The organism is Pseudomonas sp. Ost2 (genome assembly GCF_018326065.1).
GTDB lineage: Bacteria > Pseudomonadota > Gammaproteobacteria > Pseudomonadales > Pseudomonadaceae > Aquipseudomonas > Aquipseudomonas gingeri.
The window spans coordinates 1,668,847-1,687,050 of the sequence record NZ_AP021904.1; the positions used below are offsets into that span (position 1 = coordinate 1,668,847).

General features: G+C 61.6%; 19 protein-coding genes and 1 tRNA gene. 6 read left to right on the forward strand and 14 right to left on the reverse strand.

Features of this window, described 5'->3' with window-relative positions; genetic code table 11:
• Positions 1-28: 28 nt before the first annotated feature.
• A complete protein-coding gene (locus KI243_RS07305) occupies positions 29-376 on the reverse strand; it encodes a hypothetical protein (protein ID WP_042936062.1) in 348 nt (115 codons plus the stop codon).
• Positions 377-885: 509 nt separating this feature from the next.
• Here KI243_RS07305 and KI243_RS07310 point away from each other — a divergent pair.
• On the forward strand, positions 886-1,971 hold the full coding sequence (locus KI243_RS07310; protein WP_017127723.1) for a type I restriction endonuclease: 1,086 nt from the start codon (positions 886-888) through the stop codon (positions 1,969-1,971).
• Between the two features lie 125 nt (positions 1,972-2,096).
• Here the strand turns inward: KI243_RS07310 and KI243_RS07315 are convergent, their stop codons facing one another.
• Positions 2,097-2,921 (reverse strand): 2OG-Fe(II) oxygenase, encoded by an 825-nt coding sequence (locus KI243_RS07315; protein ID WP_017127724.1) that lies wholly within the window; start codon positions 2,919-2,921, stop codon positions 2,097-2,099.
• A gap of 226 nt (positions 2,922-3,147) precedes the next feature.
• On the opposite strand from KI243_RS07315, the gene KI243_RS07320 reads away from it, so the two are divergent.
• Positions 3,148-4,665 carry a hypothetical protein gene (locus KI243_RS07320; protein ID WP_212810658.1) on the forward strand — a complete coding sequence of 506 codons (1,518 nt, stop codon included), beginning with the start codon at positions 3,148-3,150 and terminating at the stop codon, positions 4,663-4,665.
• A 106-nt stretch (positions 4,666-4,771) separates the two neighbouring features.
• Here the strand turns inward: KI243_RS07320 and KI243_RS07325 are convergent.
• The 5 genes from KI243_RS07325 to KI243_RS07345 form a co-directional block, all read right to left on the reverse strand.
• A tRNA-Gly gene (locus KI243_RS07325) sits at positions 4,772-4,845 on the reverse strand.
• A 167-nt stretch (positions 4,846-5,012) separates the two neighbouring features.
• Positions 5,013-5,900, reverse strand: coding sequence for an alpha/beta hydrolase (locus tag KI243_RS07330; protein WP_177085370.1), 888 nt, complete (start codon positions 5,898-5,900; stop codon positions 5,013-5,015).
• A 311-nt stretch (positions 5,901-6,211) separates the two neighbouring features.
• Complete coding sequence (locus KI243_RS07335) at positions 6,212-6,904, reverse strand: pseudouridine synthase (protein WP_177130079.1); 693 nt, start codon at positions 6,902-6,904, stop codon at positions 6,212-6,214.
• A gap of 38 nt (positions 6,905-6,942) precedes the next feature.
• Complete coding sequence (locus tag KI243_RS07340; protein WP_017127728.1) at positions 6,943-7,161, reverse strand: cysteine-rich CWC family protein; 219 nt, start codon at positions 7,159-7,161, stop codon at positions 6,943-6,945.
• Entirely contained in the window at positions 7,154-8,644 is a 1,491-nt protein-coding gene (locus KI243_RS07345) for a sensor domain-containing diguanylate cyclase (RefSeq protein WP_212810659.1), read from the reverse strand. Before KI243_RS07345 ends, KI243_RS07340 begins: the two co-directional genes overlap by 8 nt.
• A 165-nt stretch (positions 8,645-8,809) precedes the next feature.
• On the opposite strand from KI243_RS07345, the gene KI243_RS07350 reads away from it, so the two are divergent.
• Positions 8,810-9,658, forward strand: a complete 849-nt coding sequence (locus KI243_RS07350) for a cache domain-containing protein (protein ID WP_042936064.1) — start codon at positions 8,810-8,812, stop codon at positions 9,656-9,658.
• A 48-nt stretch (positions 9,659-9,706) separates the two neighbouring features.
• On the opposite strand, the gene KI243_RS07355 is transcribed toward KI243_RS07350, so the two are convergent.
• Both KI243_RS07355 and pobA read right to left on the reverse strand, forming a co-directional pair.
• Positions 9,707-11,224 carry an MDR family MFS transporter gene (locus tag KI243_RS07355; RefSeq protein ID WP_177118255.1) on the reverse strand — a complete coding sequence of 506 codons (1,518 nt, stop codon included), beginning with the start codon at positions 11,222-11,224 and terminating at the stop codon, positions 9,707-9,709.
• A gap of 203 nt (positions 11,225-11,427) precedes the next feature.
• Positions 11,428-12,612 (reverse strand): 4-hydroxybenzoate 3-monooxygenase, encoded by a 1,185-nt coding sequence (pobA, locus tag KI243_RS07360; RefSeq protein ID WP_212810660.1) that lies wholly within the window; start codon positions 12,610-12,612, stop codon positions 11,428-11,430.
• A 174-nt stretch (positions 12,613-12,786) separates the two neighbouring features.
• Here pobA and KI243_RS07365 point away from each other — a divergent pair, with 174 nt between their 5' ends.
• A complete protein-coding gene (locus tag KI243_RS07365; protein ID WP_212810661.1) occupies positions 12,787-13,668 on the forward strand; it encodes a helix-turn-helix domain-containing protein in 882 nt (293 codons plus the stop codon).
• On the opposite strand, the gene KI243_RS07370 is transcribed toward KI243_RS07365, so the two are convergent.
• Together KI243_RS07370 and KI243_RS07375 are read right to left on the reverse strand one after the other, a co-directional pair.
• Complete coding sequence (locus tag KI243_RS07370; RefSeq protein WP_167331649.1) at positions 13,660-13,836, reverse strand: hypothetical protein; 177 nt, start codon at positions 13,834-13,836, stop codon at positions 13,660-13,662. The genes KI243_RS07365 and KI243_RS07370 overlap by 9 nt on opposite strands.
• A 135-nt stretch (positions 13,837-13,971) precedes the next feature.
• Positions 13,972-14,877: a LysR family transcriptional regulator gene (locus KI243_RS07375; protein ID WP_103032632.1), complete on the reverse strand. Its 906-nt coding sequence runs from the start codon at positions 14,875-14,877 to the stop codon at positions 13,972-13,974.
• A gap of 113 nt (positions 14,878-14,990) precedes the next feature.
• Between KI243_RS07375 and KI243_RS07380 the strand changes: the two genes are divergently transcribed.
• The gene (locus KI243_RS07380) at positions 14,991-15,887 is read left to right on the forward strand and encodes an MBL fold metallo-hydrolase (RefSeq protein WP_177130071.1); all 897 of its coding nucleotides are present in this window, start codon (positions 14,991-14,993) and stop codon (positions 15,885-15,887) included.
• Between the two features lie 48 nt (positions 15,888-15,935).
• Positions 15,936-16,550: an NAD(P)-dependent oxidoreductase gene (locus tag KI243_RS07385; RefSeq protein ID WP_177109048.1), complete on the forward strand. Its 615-nt coding sequence runs from the start codon at positions 15,936-15,938 to the stop codon at positions 16,548-16,550.
• A 191-nt stretch (positions 16,551-16,741) separates the two neighbouring features.
• Here the strand turns inward: KI243_RS07385 and KI243_RS07390 are convergent, their stop codons facing one another.
• The 3 genes from KI243_RS07390 to arsC are packed head-to-tail and all read right to left on the reverse strand — an operon-like array spanning position 16,742 to position 18,115.
• Positions 16,742-17,167: a DUF2069 domain-containing protein gene (locus KI243_RS07390; RefSeq protein WP_042936066.1), complete on the reverse strand. Its 426-nt coding sequence runs from the start codon at positions 17,165-17,167 to the stop codon at positions 16,742-16,744.
• Positions 17,160-17,765 (reverse strand): NAD(P)H:quinone oxidoreductase, encoded by a 606-nt coding sequence (gene wrbA, locus KI243_RS07395; protein WP_017127738.1) that lies wholly within the window; start codon positions 17,763-17,765, stop codon positions 17,160-17,162. Before wrbA ends, KI243_RS07390 begins: the two co-directional genes overlap by 8 nt.
• Positions 17,762-18,115 carry an arsenate reductase (glutaredoxin) gene (gene arsC / locus KI243_RS07400; protein WP_177085352.1) on the reverse strand — a complete coding sequence of 118 codons (354 nt, stop codon included), beginning with the start codon at positions 18,113-18,115 and terminating at the stop codon, positions 17,762-17,764. Before arsC ends, wrbA begins: the two co-directional genes overlap by 4 nt.
• Positions 18,116-18,204: the final 89 nt, after the last annotated feature.

An 18,204-nucleotide genomic window follows, 5' to 3' on the forward strand; every position in this document is an offset into this window, starting at 1 on the left:
GCTCCCCTCCCTTTCGTCGCTGCTTCTTTTAGCTTGTCGCGATCACCGGTTCACGCTCCAGCACTGAATCCACCATCCTCTGCGCCAGTTCAATCAGATGCACCACGCCCATCGCTACCTTGCGATTGGGGCCTGTGAGGTTGTCGGCGTTTTCGTAGGCCGTGGCGGCTGCGGATTCCAGGACAGAGCTGGCACTTACCAAGGTTTCTTCGGTGCTCTGGAAGTCGGGCAAGGGCTCGGGTGTTGGTACAGCGCCGAGATGTTTTCGCCTATGGGGCGGCGGTAGGTCGTAGTGCGCCAGGGCGCGATCAGCGACCTTGGGGTCAATCGTTTCGAGATTCGGTGAACCTGGCGGGTTCGGTGTGACCTTGAACATGGCAAATCTCCAATCCAATGGTTGGAGCCGTCACGCCATCGCTACCAAACGATTCTGGGTGGCGGCTGTACACAGGTTGGTAGACCGGAAGATTGGAAAAACCGGCGCACCCGAGGGTGCCCTGCGCACAGCCACCGTAAATTGCAGGCAATAAAAAACGCCTGAATCCAAGGAGGCGCTGTGCGCCAATCTATACCGGGCTACCAAACCCGATCACTGATGTGCAGTGATGGATTGAAGATAGCCACCTGGATTGGCAGGCACAAGCGCTCAGGATTTTCTAGGAAGTTTCAGTCAAAGGAAAGGGACTTGTCTTGCCTGCTCGGCAAAATCACTGACTGATGGTAGCGAGTTGTGACAGTCGTCGGGACTGTTCGATCTGTCTAGCCACAGCTGCTTCTGGACGCTTTGCAGCTCTTCCTTCCTTTGTTCAATTTTGTGTCTACGCTCAAGGGCAGTCATTTTGCCAGTATGCCGATGCACGGACTTGAACAGATAAGGAGTCGTTTATGGAGTTCTTTGAAAAGCTTGCCAGCCTCGCCGCAAAGGTTCGCCTGCAAGGGGCTGCGATTCAAACGGAGGAGGCCACCAAAAACGCGTTTGTCATGCCGTTTATCAACACTGTGCTCGGCTACGATGTTTTCGATCCGCTTGAGGTAACCCCAGAGTTCGTCTGCGATGTAGGGACGAAGAAAGGGGAAAAGATTGATTACGCAATCATGAAAGACGGTGAAGTTCAGATACTGATCGAATGCAAGAAAATCGGTGAACCGCTCAATATTAATCATGCCTCGCAGTTGTTCCGCTATTTTCATGTCACGAGTGCCAGGATTTCCATCCTCACCAATGGGCAGGTCTACAAGTTTTTTACTGATCTGGATGCGCCCAACAAAATGGACGAAAAGCCTTTTCTTGAACTTGATTTGCTCGATATCGATGAGTACTCGGTTCCAGAACTGACCAAACTCACCAAGTCCGCTTTTGATGTCGATTCGATTATCAACGCTGCTGGCGAGTTGAAGTACGTGAGCCAGATCAAGAAGGTGATTGGCGCCCAGGTCAGCAAGCCCGACGATGACTTCGTCAAAGTGTTTGCCTCAAGAGTCTACGATGGGGTGATTACGCAAAAGGTTCGTGAGCAGTTCTATGAGTTGACCCGAAAGGCCCTTGGGCAATTCCTCAATGACCAGATCAATGACCGACTGAAATCTGCGATGAGCGGAGCACTTCAGCCGACGATCAGTTCCCCTCCACCTTCGTCTGGGCAGACAGAGAACCTTGATACACGTGAGGACTCAGACGATAAAATATTGACGACGCTGGAGGAACTTGAGGGTTACCACATCGTTCGCGCCGTAGTGCGTTCGGTGGTCGATGCGAAGAGAATCGTGCAACGGGATACCCAGAGTTACTTCGGAATTCTGCTGGATGACAACAACCGCAAGCCAATCTGTCGCTTGCATTTCAACCGCTCACAGAAATATATCGGGATTTTTGACGAAGGAAAAAACGAAACGCGACACCCGATAAACTCCGTCGACGACATTTATGAATTTTCGGATCGACTGAAGAAAACAGTGGGTTATTACGAATGAGCTGCGGACTGGCGATGAGATTATTTTGAGCTCAGTTCATTTTTAAAATAATTGGAGAGTGGGAGAGCACTCTCCAATTGAGATGATTCAAGCGTGAGGCTTGTCGCTCTCGAACTCACATTTTCTTAAGACTTCGGCTTTCCAGCCTGATCTTTTCCTCGGCCGACACGCAGCAGTTTGGAGACCGCGTTGCGCAAGGTGTTGTCGACGACACCCAGTGCACGACGCCCCGGCTCTTCTGGACGGCCATTGAATGACGTTACATGGAAGTAGGACTTGTCTTCGTCGTCGGGAGACTCTTCGGAAAAGTAGTAGTTGGATACGCAGCAGCGCGGGCCTTCAACACGTACCTTGCTCACCGAGTGCCAGGAGTCCTTGTTGGTCTCCATCACCACCAGCCGGTTGAATTTTGAAACCAGGGTTTTTTGTGTCTTGACCTGTGGGTCCCACAGCTCGAAGTTTCCGCCGTTTTCCAGGCGCCAGTCTGGCGCGACGTAGTACAACAGGTTCAGCCGACGATAGAGCGCTCGGGCAGCATCATGGCTGTTGTCGATATGAGGGTTGAGGAAGTCATCCTTGAACATCATCGACAAGCCCCCCGCGTAGAGCGTCGGATCCGGCAGGATGCCTTCGATAGCGACCAGTTCGGCAATTTTGCCTACGACCGAAGGATGCTGCATCGCGAAGGTGATCGAGCTGAGGATCTCGGGATGATCGGCGAGGTTGCCCAGGGTTTTCTTCTTTTCACGAAACGATTGCCTGTCGAAGAACCCATCGGCATTTCGGGGGAAGGCATCATAAATCTGTTGCGCCATCTCGTTGGAGAGCAGCTCGTCGATGATGAAGTGTCGTGTGTGTGTACCTTCCGGGTTGTTCCACTGGTTCTGGATGTCAGCGCTGAGGGCGGTCAGGCGTTCAACGATGAGGGCGGCAATTTGCGGGGCGTCCATTCAGGGAATCCTAAACTCAGAAAAAGGTATTTGCTGTATGAGAATTCTTACAGATTTGACGTTAATGGCAAAGTGGAATCGGGTGCGAACAGCCTGATTCTCCCTCGCCAATCGGATGTATCCGATAGCCGCTGCGATCCCGTACCGATACCTTGCCGACCGGCATGACAGGCGCCGCACAGCTGACCTGACATGTCCTTTGGCGCATTTTGTTCGGGAATATCATGTGAATGTAGGTATCAGTATCTCGTTGGCACCCAGGCCGTTGCAGGGGAGCGGATCGTCCATCCAGGACACGCGGAGGGTGTATGGCCCGGAGCCGGCGGGAGCAGAATTCGAGCCGTTGCAAATGCTGGCGGCGGCCACGGAGGAGGACTCGACCGGGCAAAGGCTTGCCGCCCTATCGTCGGCACCAGGCCGAGCCGAACATTCGGGATTTCGTGCGATGCTTTCGGCACCCGGCGGCACGGGCACGGGCACGGTCTTGGGCAGGCAAGCTCCTCCTTCGAGCCGCGAGGAGAAGATCGAGGCATTCGTGGCGTCGTGGAAACAGGCCAGCGCGGTGTTCAACGGAATGCCGCGGTCGAGCCCTCTACAAGACGCGCAGCAGGCATTCGAACGGCAGTTTCCCCATGCGCCGCGACCCGTGGATCTGCACAGGATCCAGGTGCACGTCTATCAGATGACGGGTTCCCCACCTGGCGACGAGATGTCCGAACATACACTGGTGGCCTCGCCCAGCCTGGCCGATTTGATCGTGGCGCACTACAACGGCAGCGATGTATCCACGCCCTATGGTCGTTACCCGTTCCCTGGCATTTTGTACTATGGCCATGGCGACGCTTACTGCTTGGGCGATGGCAGCGCTCACGAGAGTCCACGAAGAATCTGGTCGGTCAACACCCAAGACGCCCTCGGCTTCATCGGCAAACTCCCGGCGGACAAAGCCAGGGAGGTGGCCGGGCAGCAGGCTCGCCATTTCGTCACGCCTGGCGTGGATGGCAAGACGCCGCGCGAGGCGCTGGCGGACATTCGCAGGGAGCAGATCCTGATTGAGGCGCAGCAGCAGGATGACCAGGACATTCTCAGCGAGGAAGGCAAGGCGTTTGTCGAATCGATCGTGAAGACTCCATCCGCGACCGATCTCGAACCTGCCTGTCTCGATCAGAGCCGGCGCCCGAGGGTCTACAGCCTGTCGGTCCGGGAGGCTGCCCACGACGGCAATGACAACGATTGCAACCCCTCTCTGACGCTGCAGGGGCCGTTTGTCATGGTCAGGCCTGCCAATGATCAGCCTTCTTCCGGGGAAGACGATGGCAGTCTCTTCGTGCTTTATCTGCCGGGGTGGGGGCTCAAGGAGTTCAGCTCCAGGCAGGACCTGATGGCCTCCATCGCGGTCTCGCCGATGTTTCAGCGGTTCCTGCCCGAGGTGGTGCAGGCGCGCTCGCCAGAGACAACACGTTATGTGTTCGACAAGTTCGAAGCGGTCCCGAGCGACATGAGCTTCCTCGAACACAGCGTCCAGCAGCAGATCGACAAGCAGCAGCGCGATACTCGGCACCGGTTGGAGCAGGCGGGCAGGCGTGGAGTGGACCTGATCGAGTTTGACGTGATGGCCGGCCATTCAATGCGCGACTTTCGCAAGTCGTTCGAACCGCCCCGGGTCATGGCGGGAAACTCGCGTCCTGCGGTCGATCACAACCTGAACGTCAGCACCCTGTTGAGGGCGTCCCTCAGAGCGTGAGAGCGGCTGGAGCATCAGCCAAATCCCACCCATGAAAAAACCGGCCTCTGAGAGCCGGTTTCTTGTCTTCGTCGCTAGCTTGAGCAGCGTCGGAGCGGGTTCGATCTGGAGCGGGTAGAGGGAATCGAACCCTCAACTAAAGCTTGGGAAGCTTTCGTTTTGCCACTAAACTATACCCGCTCGAACGGCTGACTTTGTACCAGATGTTGTCGCGGATTTGAAGTTTTTCTTTGGGAATCTGTATTTTAGCGCAGATCGCAGAGCGGATTTTCGCCAGGCGTCATCGCGGGCATTCAAGCATCGGCCAGGGGCTCCCCGAGAATGCCGTTGCCCGCGACGACGGTCGATCACATGGCTTGCGCATGGTGTTCCTGGACGTGTCGGTAATAACGTGCCCGGCTTTCCTGGTGGGTGGGTTTGAGGAAGTCGAGCAAGGCGTGACGACTGTCCCGGCAAGCGGACTTGTGTTCCATGTCGAGGAAGTGCCCGGTGCTGCGAATGGTGCTGAAGTGGCTATGGCGGACATGATTGCCGAACTTCTGCGCGTCCTCGGCGGCGGTGTATTCGTCCCATTCGCCATTCATGAACAGCACCGGTACGTCGATCCTGTCCGCGGCCTTCAGGTAGCACAGGCGATCGCTGGCGAGTATTTCGCTGATATGGAAATGCATCTGCCCGTATTCATGCTCCGCCAGGCTGCTGACGTGCCGGTAGTTGAAGCGCTTGAACAATGACGGCAGGTGCTTGCCGATGGTGCTGTTGACCAGGTTGCCGACACGGTCGCGGTCGCAGGCACCGAGATAGTCGACGCCGCGCTCCAGGTAGTCCCGCATCGGTTCGTTGATCACCGGCGAGAACGAACTGATCACCGCCTTTTCCACCCGCCGCGGACGCTTGGCCAGGGCGACCAGCGCTGCGGCGCCGCCCCAGGAAAACGACATCACGTGCTCGGCGGCGAAGTGGTCGATCAGTTCCAGGAGGATCTGCCCCTCGACTTCCTTGGTCAGCATTTTCTCGTGACGGTTGTGGGCCTTGGACTTGCCCGCGTAGGGCTGGTCGTAGCACACGACGTTGTACTGCGGATGCAGGTTTTTCACGGTCTGTGCAAATGACGCAGTGGTGGCCATCGAGCCGTTGACCAGGATAATGGTCTTTTCTGCGGCATCTGCGCGATAGAACTCCGTGTAAACCCGATATTGACCCTGTATATCCAACACAGCGATTTCTGGCCTCATGTCAAAAGACTCCTGGCAAGCGGGTATGCGCGCAACTGACTGTGCACGAGCTATATGACAGGTAGGCATTCGCCTGGAATTTGAAGCCCATGTCGGTCCGGTAAAAGCCTGGCCGACGGGTGTTTTTATAGGCGGGCAATCTGCCGGAGAGCGAGAGCTGGCAAGCCCTGCAGCCGACAAAGAGTTTCTTGGAGTTGTGGGGTGACTTGTCAGTCACAATCTGGCTGACGGTTTGATTCAAGCAGGCACGCGGTGATTGTGCAAGGAGCGATTTGGCATAAGCCGATCACTTCTGCCCAACGGTCATCCGTTCAGATCTGGCGGATTTCTTCGTCCGTCAGCGGTCGGTATTGCCCGGGCGCGAGGCGTTCGTCGAGCACCAGCGGGCCCATGCGTTCGCGATGCAGGCGCAGGACCTTGTTGTCGAAGTGGCCGAACATGCGTTTGACCTGGTGATATCGACCCTCGACGATGCTCAACCGGGCGCTGCGCGGGCCCAGCAGTTCCAGTTCGGCCGGTTGGGTGGTGAGGTCTTCGAAGGCGAAGTACAGGCCTTCGGCAAAGGTCGCGGCATAGTCGGCGCCGATCACCTGCTCGGTCTCCACGTAGTAGACCTTGGGCAGCCTGGTCAGCGGTTGCGTCAGGCGCCGCGACCACTGCCCGTCGTTGGTCAGCAGCATCAGGCCTGTGGTGTTGAAGTCCAGGCGCCCGGCGATATGCAGTTCGTGGACGTCCGGTTCCTCAAGCAGGTCGAGGACGGTCCGGTGCTGCGGGTCGCGCGTGGCGCTGACGCAGCCCCGGGGTTTGTGCAGCATGAAGTAGCGCGGCGGGCGACCTGCCTGCAGCACTTCGTCGTCGACTTCGACCTGGCTGAACTCACGTACTTCATGGTGCGGATCGGTGGCGATCAGGCCGTCGACCCTGACCCGTTTTTCCACCAGCAACAGGCGTACCTGCTGGCGGTTGAAGCGGGGCAGGTTGCTGAGGAAACGGTCGAGGCGCATGGCGGGATGTTCATGGGGAAGCGGGTGGGCATTTTACGTCATGGCGTCGAAGATGGGGCCTGCTTCAGTTGTTCGTCCACCCGCGCGCAACGCGGACACAGGCAGGCGGCGTTGCGCAGTTCCGCGGGCAGGGCTTCGAGTACCGCCGGGTCGATGCTGACGCTGTAGCACCAGCAGGGCCGGTCGACGGTTCGCGGGTCGGCCAGGGCGCAGTCGTTGCGGGCACCACAGGCCGGGCAGAGGCCGGGATCATTCATGGGCGGACTTCGCCAGGTCGCTGCACACGCGGTTGCGCCCGCTCTGCTTGGCGCGGTACAGCGCGTGGTCGGCACGGGCCAGCAGGCTGTGCAGGGTGTCGTCCTGTTGCAGTGAGGTCAGGCCGATACTGACAGTCAGTTGCAGGCTCTTGCCGTTATAGCTGTAGCGCTGTTGCTCGATGTGCTGGCGGATCTTCTCGGCCACCAGCAGGGCATTGCTGCTGTCGGTGTCCTTGAGCAGCACGATGAATTCCTCGCCACCCCAGCGGCAGATGATTTCCGACTGGCGCAGGCAGCGTTCCAGGTCCCGGGCAAAACCGCTCAGCACGACATCGCCCGCGAGGTGACCATGGCTGTCGTTGAGTTGCTTGAAGTGATCCAGGTCCAGCAGCAGCGCGGTCAGCGGCTTGGGTTCGCGCTGGGCTTCGTGCAGGGCCTGGGCCGCCAGCAGGTCGAAGCCCCGGCGATTGGGCAGATCGGTCAGGCTGTCGAGGGTCGCCAGGGCCTGGATCTTGCGCTGGTAGCGGTGGACCACGCGGTTGAGCAGGGCCAGTACGATCAGGGTCACCACCAGGCAGATCAGCAGGTTCAGGTACAGCGACTGGCGGATCCCGCTGAGGGCGCTGTCTTCGCGCTTGTCGACGAACAGGTACCAGTTCAGTTCCGGAATGAAGCGTACGTTGAGGAAGTGCCGCTGGCCGTCCGTCTCCGCATAGTCGTAGCTGCCATCGTGGGGCTTGGGCAGCTTGGCCAGCAGGTTCTTCATGCTCGCCAGGTCGTTGAGCGACGTGCCGGCCCGGGCGCCTTCAGGGCCACCGTCGGCACCGGTCAGGACCAGGCGGCCGAAGGTGTCGACGAAGTACACGCTGCGCTGGTAGCGCTGCTGGTACTTGTCGATCAGCTTGATCACCGCATCCACGGTGAGGCCGACCCCGGCCGCGCCGATGAAGTGTTCGTCGTAGTCGAAGACCTTGTAGTTGATGAAGAAGGTCAGGCGGTTGTTGTTGGCGGTGTCCGGGTCGACGTTGATCTCGTAGGGGGGCTGCATGTCCCGCACGCGGAAGTACCAGAGATCGTTGGGTTCATCGATGCGGACTTTCTTCAATACGCCCTTGGCCTGGTAGTAGGTCAGGTTGCTGTTGGAGACGAAGAAGGCGGTGTAGGCGCCATAGTGGGTCATGACCTCGTTGAGGTAGCGGGTCATCTGGTCCGGATCGCGCTCGCCGGCCACCACCCAGTCGCGCATGAAGGTATCGCGGGCCATCATCGAGGAAATCAGGATCGGTCGCACCAGGTCCTTCTGGATTTCCGAATAGACCGTGTCGGACGTCAGAGGCAGTTCGGTATTGATGATGCCGTCGCGGATCGAGGCGCGCGAGGCGTAGTAGCTGAGCAGGGACGTGGCCAGGAAACCGCAGCCGAGCAGGGCGACCAGCGTCACCACCAGCGAACGTTGTGAATAGAGCACAGAGCGAAGCGGCATGACGATTCCGTAGGCGGTTCCCGATGGACGCATTCTAGTGGCGCGGCTGAAAAATGCCTGCACATTTTGCAGGGGGACGGTCCACCACCGAGGCTTGCTGAATGATTCCGTATAGGCCGTGGCGGTCTACGCTCTTGGAAGACCAACAAGAACGAGGGATGCACCATGAAGTCTGGCTTGCTACGGGCCTTGGCCGGTTGCCTGATGTTGCTGTGCGGGGGGATGGCGCTGGCGGCGGCTGCGCCCAGCGATGAGGCGCCGGCCGCCAGGGCGTTGCTGGAAAAGGCCCTGGCCTATTACCACGAGCAGGGCGACAAGGCGTTCGCCGCGTTCAGTCGCCAGGGCGAGTTCGTCGATCAGGATCGTTATGTATTCGTGGTCGACACCCGGGGTGTGATGCTGGCCAGCGGCGGCCCGTCTTCGGCGCTGATCGGGCGTGACGTGTCCGAGGTGCTCGGTGCGGATTTGCGCAAGGCTTTCAAGGACGTGCTCAAGACCCCCGAGGGCAGCGGGATCCAGGAGGCCGAGTATCGCTGGCAGAACTGGAGCGACGGCAAGGTCGAGCGCAAGCGGGTGTTTTTCCAGCGGGTCGGCGAGCGCATCCTGGCGGTCGGTTATTACCTGCCACGGGCTTCGGCGGATCAGGCCAGGGCTTTGCTGGCAAGGGCGGCGACCGATCTGGGCAAGGATCGCAAGGGCACGCTTGACGCGATCAACGGGCTGCGGGGCGGGTTCCTGCAGGATGACCTGTATGTCTTTGTCGTGGACCTGAAGAGCCATCGTTACCTGGCCCACGGTACCAACCTGCGCATGGTCAATACCGATTTCGGCAAGGTCAGGGACCCTGACGGCAAGCCGGTGGGCGAGCCGATCCTGGCGATGATGGGCAAGCAGGAGCAGGGCGAGTACGCGTATCGCTGGAAGAACCCGGTGACCGGCAAGGTCGAGGACAAGCATGCCTACTTGCGCAAGGTCGGGTCGCTTCTGGTCGCGGTCGGCTACTACAGTCCCTGACCGGCTTCACGCCATTCCCACGCGGGCGTGGGAATGGCGTGAGCCGGATCAGCCGGCCTTGTCCTCTCGTCCGCGCAGCACCCTGTTCGGCATGGCGATGGCCGCGGCCAACCCCAGCAGGGCGACGCCGGCGCTGATCAGCAGCAGATGCCGGAAAGTCAGCAGCAACTCCGCCCGCAGGGCTTCCTGCGCCGGGCCGGGGGCGGCGTTGAGGCCGTCGAGCAGGGCGTTGCCCGAACTGCCTTCGGCGATCACCGCGGTGCCGGCCAGGTGGGTCAGGCTCGAGTCCTGCAGCAACGCCAGCAGCAGGGCCGACATCAAGGCGACACCCACCGCCCCGCCAAGGGAACGGAACAGGTTGGTGGTACTGGTGGCGACGCCGATATCCCGTTGCTCCACCGAGTTCTGCGTGCCCACCAGCGAGGTCGGGAACTGCAGGCCGCCGGCGATCCCGCACAGCAGCATGAGCAGGCTGCTCAAGACCACCGCCTGGGGCGCGGTGAAGGCCATGCCGACAATGGCCAGGGGCATCAGCAGCGCACCGCTGAGAATCATCGGTTTGTAGTAGCCGGTCACCGAAGTCATGCGCCCGGCGAAGTAGGCCCCCATGGGCAGGCCCATCGCCAGCGGCAACAGGTGCAGCGCCGCGCTGTCGGCCCCGGCTCCGGTCACGCTCTGGAAGCGCAGCGGCATCAGCACGGTCAGCGAAATCGCCTGGAAACTGGTGAAGAAGATCGTGCACCAGCACAGCAGGGCATTGCGGTTGAGGAACAGGTGCATCGGCAGCAGCGGTTCGGCGGTGCGCCGTTCATGCAGTACGAACAGCGCCAGGGCGATCACTGCCGTGGCCAGCAGTCCCAGCACATCGCTGTCATTCCAGCGATGGCCCTGGCCGATCTGGGTGATGCCCAGCAGCAGGGCGGTCAGGCCGACGATCATCAGCAGCGTACCGAGGTAATCGATGACCGGTTTGCGCTGTGGTACCGGCAGGCCGACCAGCGTCCGGTGCGCCACCCACCAGGCACCCACTCCCAGCGGCAGGTTGATCAGGAACACCCAGCGCCACGACAGGTATTCGGTCATGTAGCCGCCGAGTACCGGCCCGGCGACGCTTGCCACCGCGTACATGCTGCTGAAATAACCCTGGTAACGACCGCGTTCGCGCGGCGGGATGATGTCGCCGATGATCGCCTGGCTGACCGAAATCATCCCGCCGGCACCGATGCCCTGGATGATTCGCGCAATCACCAGTTGTTCCATGCTCTGGGCCATGCCGCAGAACAACGAGGCCAGGGTGAACAGGCCCATGCCGAACAGCATCAGCTTGCGTCGACCGTAGAGGTCGCCCAGCTTGCCGTAGATCGGCACCGCCACCGTCATGGCGACCATGTAGCCGGAAATCACCCAGGCCAGCAGGCCGACATCCTTGAACTGGGCGGAAATGGCAGGGATCGAGACGGCGACAATGGTCTGGTCCAGAGCGCCGAGGAAGATCGCCAGCATCAGGGCGATCAATATGCTGCGAATCGCCGGCTTCGTCTGGCCGGGCTGATGAAGATTGGTCACGGTAGAACCTGCACACAGAGGTTGACCCGTGATCTGTCTTGAGCGCCGCAGTCCTCTGCAGGTGCCGGGCTTGCCCGCGAAGTGGCCCTCAGGACCTCTGAACGCTTCGTGGCCAAGCCCGGCTACCACAGATAGGCATCAGTTGCGGACCGACGGTTATCGGGACAAGCACGGGAGTGCCTGCCAGTGTACTAGATAGCTTGCTATTGGATAGTCTCATAAGGGAGGCCGACGTAATTTTCCGCGATGGTCTTGCGCCCGGCTTCGGAGCCGACGAAGTAGTCCAGTTCGGTCTGTTGCAGGCGTTGGCTGAAGGCATCGCTGTCGGGAAAACGATGGAGGATCGAGGTCATCCACCAGGAAAAGCGCTCGGCTTTCCAGACCCGGCGCAGGCAGATCGACGAGTATTGCTCCAGCAGTTCGTGACGGCCCTCGCGGTAGACCTTGAGCAGGATGTCGAACAGGGTGCTGACATCGCTGGCCGCCAGGTTCAGGCCCTTGGCGCCGGTGGGCGGGACGATATGGGCGGCGTCGCCGACCAGGAACATCCGCCCGTACTGCATCGGTTCGACCACGAAGCTGCGCAGCGGCGCGATGCTCTTCTCGATGGACGGTCCGGTGATCAGGCGCTCGGCCAGGCTGGCCGGCAGGCGCGCCTTGAGTTCTTGCCAGAAGCGCGCGTCGGACCAGTCCTCGACCTTTTCCTGCGCCGGCACCTGCACGTAGTAACGGGTGCGCGTGGGCGAGCGCATGCTGCACAGGGCAAAACCGCGTTCGTGGCTGGCATACACCAGTTCTTCGCTGACCGGCGGCGTGTCGGCAAGAATGCCCAGCCAGCCGAAGGGGTAGACCCGTTCGAAGGTCTGCAGCGCGTCGGCCGGAATCGACTGCCGGGCGACCCCGTGGAAACCGTCGCAGCCGGCGATGTAGTCGCAGTCCAGGCGGTGGGTCTGGTCGTCCTTCTCGAAGGTCAGCCAGGGCGCGTCGGTTTTCATGCCGTGGGGCTGGACGTTGCCGGCGCTGTAGATCGTCGGCGCCCCGGCGGCCTCGCGGGCGGCCATCAGGTCGCGGGTGACCTCGGTCTGGCCGTAGATCATCACGCTCTTGCCGCCGGTCAGGGTCTTCAGGTCGATATGCACCCGCCGGTCGTTGAAGGCGAGTTCGAAGCCGTCATGCACCAGTCCTTCGGCATCCATGCGCGCGCTGACCCCGGCCTGGCGCAACAACTCGACCATGCCCTGTTCCAGGACGCCGGCGCGGATCCGCCCGAGCACGTAGTCCGGTGCCTGGCGTTCGATGATCACCGTGTCGATCCCGGCATTGTGCAGCAGTTGGCCGAGCAGCAGGCCGGAGGGGCCGGCACCGATAATAGCGACTTGAGTTTTCATTGTTGTTCTCTCTGCAAGCTTCACGCGGCGTGCCGGTGAGTCGGTTCTTATAAGGACTCTGATATCGAGTGCCTGCATTTTTCGCTTGCAGTAGTGGCTTTAAAAGGTGAAAACTGCGCCTTTGCCGGTACTTTTCAACAATACGGGCGATTATCGCCCAGGTCCGCCACGTCGATGAACAAGCCCGCCACCGCGTCGATTCCGGTCTTCAAGCTCTATGGTGAAAACCAGGACTGGATCACCCCCGACCTGCTGCACTGCGAGACCATTCCCAAGCGCAGCCGCCTGCATCACTGGGAGATCCAGCCGCACCGGCACGCCGACCTGTGCCAGTTGCTGTTCCTCAACAAGGGCCAGGCCCAGGTCGATATCGAAGGGCAGCGCACCACCTTGCGTGAGTCGGCGATCCAGGTGGTGCCGCCCCTGTGTGTGCACGGCTTTCATTTTTCCGAGAACATCGATGGCTACGTGCTGACCCTGGCCGCGCCGCTGGTGGCGCAGCTTCAGCAGCAACTGGGCAGTTCGCCGGATGCCCTGGCGCTTGCCGCGAGTTATCCGGCGGGCAGGGACCGCGTCTATCTCAACCGCTTGTTCAGCGCCTTGCAGAGTGAGTACGCGGCGAACCAGCCGGCGCGGGACATGCTCCTGCGTTCGCTGGTCAGCGTATTGCTGGTATGGGTCAGCCGCCAGGTGATCCGCCGTCAGGCAGCCGGACAGCTACCCGAACGTGGCCGGGAGTACCTGAGTCGTTTCAACGGGTTGGTGGAGGCGCATTTTCGCCAGCAGCCGAGTGTCGAGCAGTTGGCCCACAAGGTCGGCATCTCCGTCGCCCACCTGAACAGTACCTGCCGGGAATGGGCGGGGCAGTCGGCGCTGCAGATGATTCACCAGCGCCTGTTGCTGGAGGCCAAGCGCAACCTGATCTACACGCGCATGACCATCAACCAGGTCGCGGACGACCTGGGATTTGCGGACCCGGCCTATTTTTCGCGGTTCTTCCGGCGCCTGACCGGACTTTCGCCGAGTGCCTTTCGCGCCGATACCGGCCTAACGTAGCGCGCTCAGGCTGGCCGTGTGCGGCACGCAATGCTCAAGGTTGCAGGTGGAGAGGTTGCGCGGTGTCTGCCTGAGCTGCTCGACCCGCCAGGCGGCGGTGGCATACAGCGCGACAACGGCGCAGACAGCAAGAACGGCGGCACATTTTCTTGTTTTGAGGATATTCATGGTGCTGACCTCTGACTCAGTCGAACCGGGTTCGCTAGAAGGTACTGAGTTGAAGATTAGGTCAGTTGCGCCGACTTGCCAGCTTTTCGAGCGCCACCAGCGTGGACGCGCCGCGCCCCGTAGCGATCCATGAAGTCAGAGGCCCCTGTCCCAGGCCGGCGTCTCGGGAAAACGCTGCACCAGGAAGTCCAGCATGCTGCGCAAGGTCGCCGGCATGTGCTTGCGCGAGGCGTAGACCGCATAGATGTTCATCAGCCGAGGTTCGGCGTGGGGCAGCAGGCGCACCAGTTCGCCGCGGTGGATATGCACCCCGGCCTGGTAGGTGGGCAGCATCGAGATACCGGCCCCGGCCATGACCGCGCGCAGCAGGGTGCTGGCTTCGTTCGCACTGATATTGCCCTGGACCGGCACCGAAACCTGTTCGCCATCCTGCTCGAAATGCCAGAGGCTCTTGCCGAAGTAGGAGTGCGTCAGGCAGTTGTGCTGGCTCAGTTCCTCGACCCGCCGCGGCGCCGGGTGTTCGCGCAGGTAGGCCGGTGACGCGCAGATCACCGAGCGACAGACCGTCAGCCGCCGGGCGATCAGGTTCGGGTCGAGGTCGTTGCTGGTGCGGATCGCCAGGTCGATGCGTTCGTCCACCAGGTTCACGGTGCGGTCGAGCATCTGCAGGTCGATGCTGACGCCGGGGAAGCGCCGGACGTACTCCGCCATGGCATCGGCCAACTGGGCCTGGCCGAAGGAGGTGCTGACGCTGATCCGCAGCAGGCCTCGCGGTGCTTCGTCCGGGGTGCTGACGGCGGCCTGCAGGTCGCCGGACAACTCCAGCAACTGCCGGCAACGCGGCAGGGTTTCGCTGCCCGCCGCGGTCAGGCTCAGCTTGCGCGTGGTGCGGTGCATCAGGCGCGCGCCGACCCAGTCTTCCAGTTCCGCCAGATAACGCGACACCACCGGTCGCGACAGCTCCAGGTGGTCGGCCGCCGCCGATTGGCTGCCCAGGTCCACCACCGTCACGAACACCCGCATTGCTGTAAGACGATCCATGATTTGCCCGATTTCAGAAACAAACTATGTCCCAGCATCGCATTTTTTGTATCGGATCGGGCAACTAAGCTCTGTTCACTGCCAATCACGGCAAACAGACCCTGGAGCTGTACATGATCGGACTCTCTTCATTTCGTCGCCTCTTGCTCGCTGGCGCGACCCTTGGCGTTGCGGCCCTCGGTTTTGCCGGCCAGGCGGCGGCCCAGCCGGCCCTGACCCTGGACGTCTACAACCCGGGAACGGCGGCGATTTTTCCGGTGACTTCGGTGCTGGTCAGTGGCGAGAAGGAGGCGATCCTGGTGGATGCCCAGTTCGGCAAGTCCCAGGCCGAGCAGGTGGTGGAAAAGATCCGGGCCAGCGGCAAGCAACTGACCACCATCTATATCAGTCACGGTGACCCGGACTACTACTTCGGCCTGGACACCCTCACCCGCGCGTTCCCCAAGGCCAAGGTACTGGCCTCGGCACCGACCGTGGCGCATATCAGGGCCACCGTCGACGGCAAGCTGGCGTTCTGGGGCCCGAAAATGGGCGCCGATGTTCCCGCCCGGACCGTCGTGCCGCAGGTGCTCAAGGGCCATCGACTGATCCTTGAGGGACGCGAGCTGGACATTATCGGCCTGGATGGCGCGCAGCCGGATCGCAGCTTTGTCTGGATCCCGTCGCTCAAGGCGGTGGTGGGCGGCGTGGTGGTCGCAGGCAATATCCATGTGTGGATGGCCGACACCCAGTCCGCCCAGTCCCACAAGGATTGGCTGGCTACGCTGCAACGTATCCAGGCACTGCAACCGCAGATCCTGGTGCCCGGCCATTACCTCGGCGATGCCGCGCATTCCGTGGCGACGGCGCAGTTCACGGCGGACTACATCAAGGCCTTCGACGAAGAGACCGCCAAGGCCAGGGATTCCGCACAGCTGATCGCCGCCATGAAACAGCGTTACCCGGACCTGGGCGAGGAGTCCTCCCTGGAACTCAGCGCCAAGGTCGCCAAGGGCGAAATGAAATGGTGAGTCTGTTCACCGCCTGATTGATCGTCAACAATCCACTTGGAGAGCGTCATGAGCAAGATTGCAATCATTGGTGCCACCGGTCGTGCCGGTAGCCAGTTGCTGGAAGAAGCCCTGCGTCGCGGCCACAGCGTCACCGCCATCGCCCGCAATCCGGCGAAGATCGAGGCACGCCCCGGTGTCGTCAGCAAGGCGGTCGATGCCCTCGATGCGGCTGCGCTGGAAGCAGCCGTGGCCGGTCACGATGTGGTGATCAGCGCCGCGCATTTCGCCACCCTGCCGGCCGCGGCGGTGATCGGTCCGGTGAAGAAGGCCGGAGTCAAGCGCCTGCTGGTGGTCGGTGGGGCCGGCTCGTTGTTGCTGCCCGGTGGCGGGCGGGTGATCGACAGTCCGGGTTTCCCGGCGGAATACAAGGCCGAGGCCAGTGCCGGGGCGGCCTTCCTCGAAAGCCTGCGTCAGGAAAAGGAGCTGGACTGGAGCTTCCTGTCGCCTTCGGCGGAGTTCGTCGAAGGCGAGCGCACCGGCAAATTCCGCCTGGGCAAGGATGACCTGCTGGTGAGCGCCGAAGGCCGCAGCTGGATCACCTTCGCCGACTATGCGATTGCCCTGCTGGATGAGGTCGAACAGCCTGCTCACTCGCGCCAGCGGTTCGCGGTCGGCTACTGATCGTCGCAGGACCAGGGCCTTTTCGCTGGCAAGCCGATCTTCACAATGGGGCTGTCGGTCGTACCCACAGACCTTGTAGGAGCCGGCTTGCTGGCGATGCAGGCACCGCGTTCCAGCCGATACCCCGCGTCGATGCCATCGCCGGCAAGCCGGCTCCCGCGGGGGCTGCCAGTCACAATCTGCAGATGGGGTCAGGCCGGTTGGGCCTGGCCTTCTCCCGCCAGTCGCCGGTTCAGTTGATGACGCCAGCGCACATACAGCATGGCGCTGCAGAACACCGCCAGGCTCGCGCCCATTTCCAGTACCCCGAACAGTTGCCGGTTGGGGTCGAAGGCCGCCAGCGCGCCCTTGAGGAAATACAGGTTCACCACATAGCAGGTGAACGAATGGCCACGCGCGCTGCCCAGCAACATCCCCGGCAGCAGCGGCAACAAGGGCACCAGTTCGACCAGCAGGATCACCCACGGTCGGGCGCCGTGCAGGTCGGCAAACATCAGGTAATACACGCAAAGCAGGCCGATCAGCCCGAGAAAGCACACCAGGGCCAGCACCCGGCCGAGCCTTACCCGTGGCTCCAGCCAGTCCTGGCTGGGTAGAACCTTGGGCTTCCTAGCCACGGCCGTTCTCCAGTTTCAGCGCTGTGTTCGCCAAGCGCAGGCCGAGGGCGCGGCACAGGGCGATCTCGTGTTCGTCCAGGGCGCGCTTGCCGTCGCTGCCGGTGTGATGGCTGGCGCCGTAGGGCGTGCCGCCACCGCGGGTGTCGAGCAGGGCCGATTCGCTGTAGGGCAGGCCGGTGACCAGCATGCCGTGGTGCAGCAAGGGCAGCAGCATCGACAGCAGGGTGCTTTCCTGGCCGCCGTGCAGGCTGGAGGTCGAGGTGAAGACCGCACCTGGCTTGCCCACCAGGGCGCCGGTCAGCCAGAGGTTGCTGGTGCCGTCGATAAAGTACTTCAACGGCGCGGCCATGTTGCCGAAGCGGGTCGGGCTGCCGAGGGCCAGGGCCGAACAGTGCTTCAGGTCGTCGAGGCTGGCATACAGCGCGCCTTCGTCGGGAATGGCCGGGGCCACGGCCTCGCATTCGCTGGAGATCGCCGGCACGGTGCGCAGGCGCGCCTCCATGCCGGCCTGCTCGACACCCCGGGCAATCTGGCGGGCCATTTCGCGGGTGGAACCGTTGCGGCTGTAGAACAGCACCAGGACGTACGGTTCGCTCACGGCAGGATCTCCAGCACTTTTTCTGGCGGACGGCCGATGATGGCCTTGTCCCCGGCCACCAGGATCGGTCGCTCCATGAGTTTCGGGTGGGCGGCGATGGCGGCGATCAGTTGTGCTTCACCGAGCTGGTCGTCGGCCAGGTTCAGGCTCTTGTATTCGTCTTCGCCGCTGCGCAGCAGTTGCCGGGCGCTGAGGCCGAGCTTGTCGAGCAAGGCGCGCAATTGGGTAGCGTCGAGCGGGGTTTCCAGGTAGCGCACCACGGTCGGGGCCAGGCCACGGGCTTCGAGCAGTTCCAGCGCACCGCGGGATTTCGAGCAGCGCGGGTTGTGATAAAGCGTCAGATCGGTCATGTGCGGGTCGCATCTTGCGTAAGGTGGCGGGTATTCTACCTGCCTGGCGAGCGCTCCTGAACCGTACGAGGTAAATGGTCGCAGTCGAT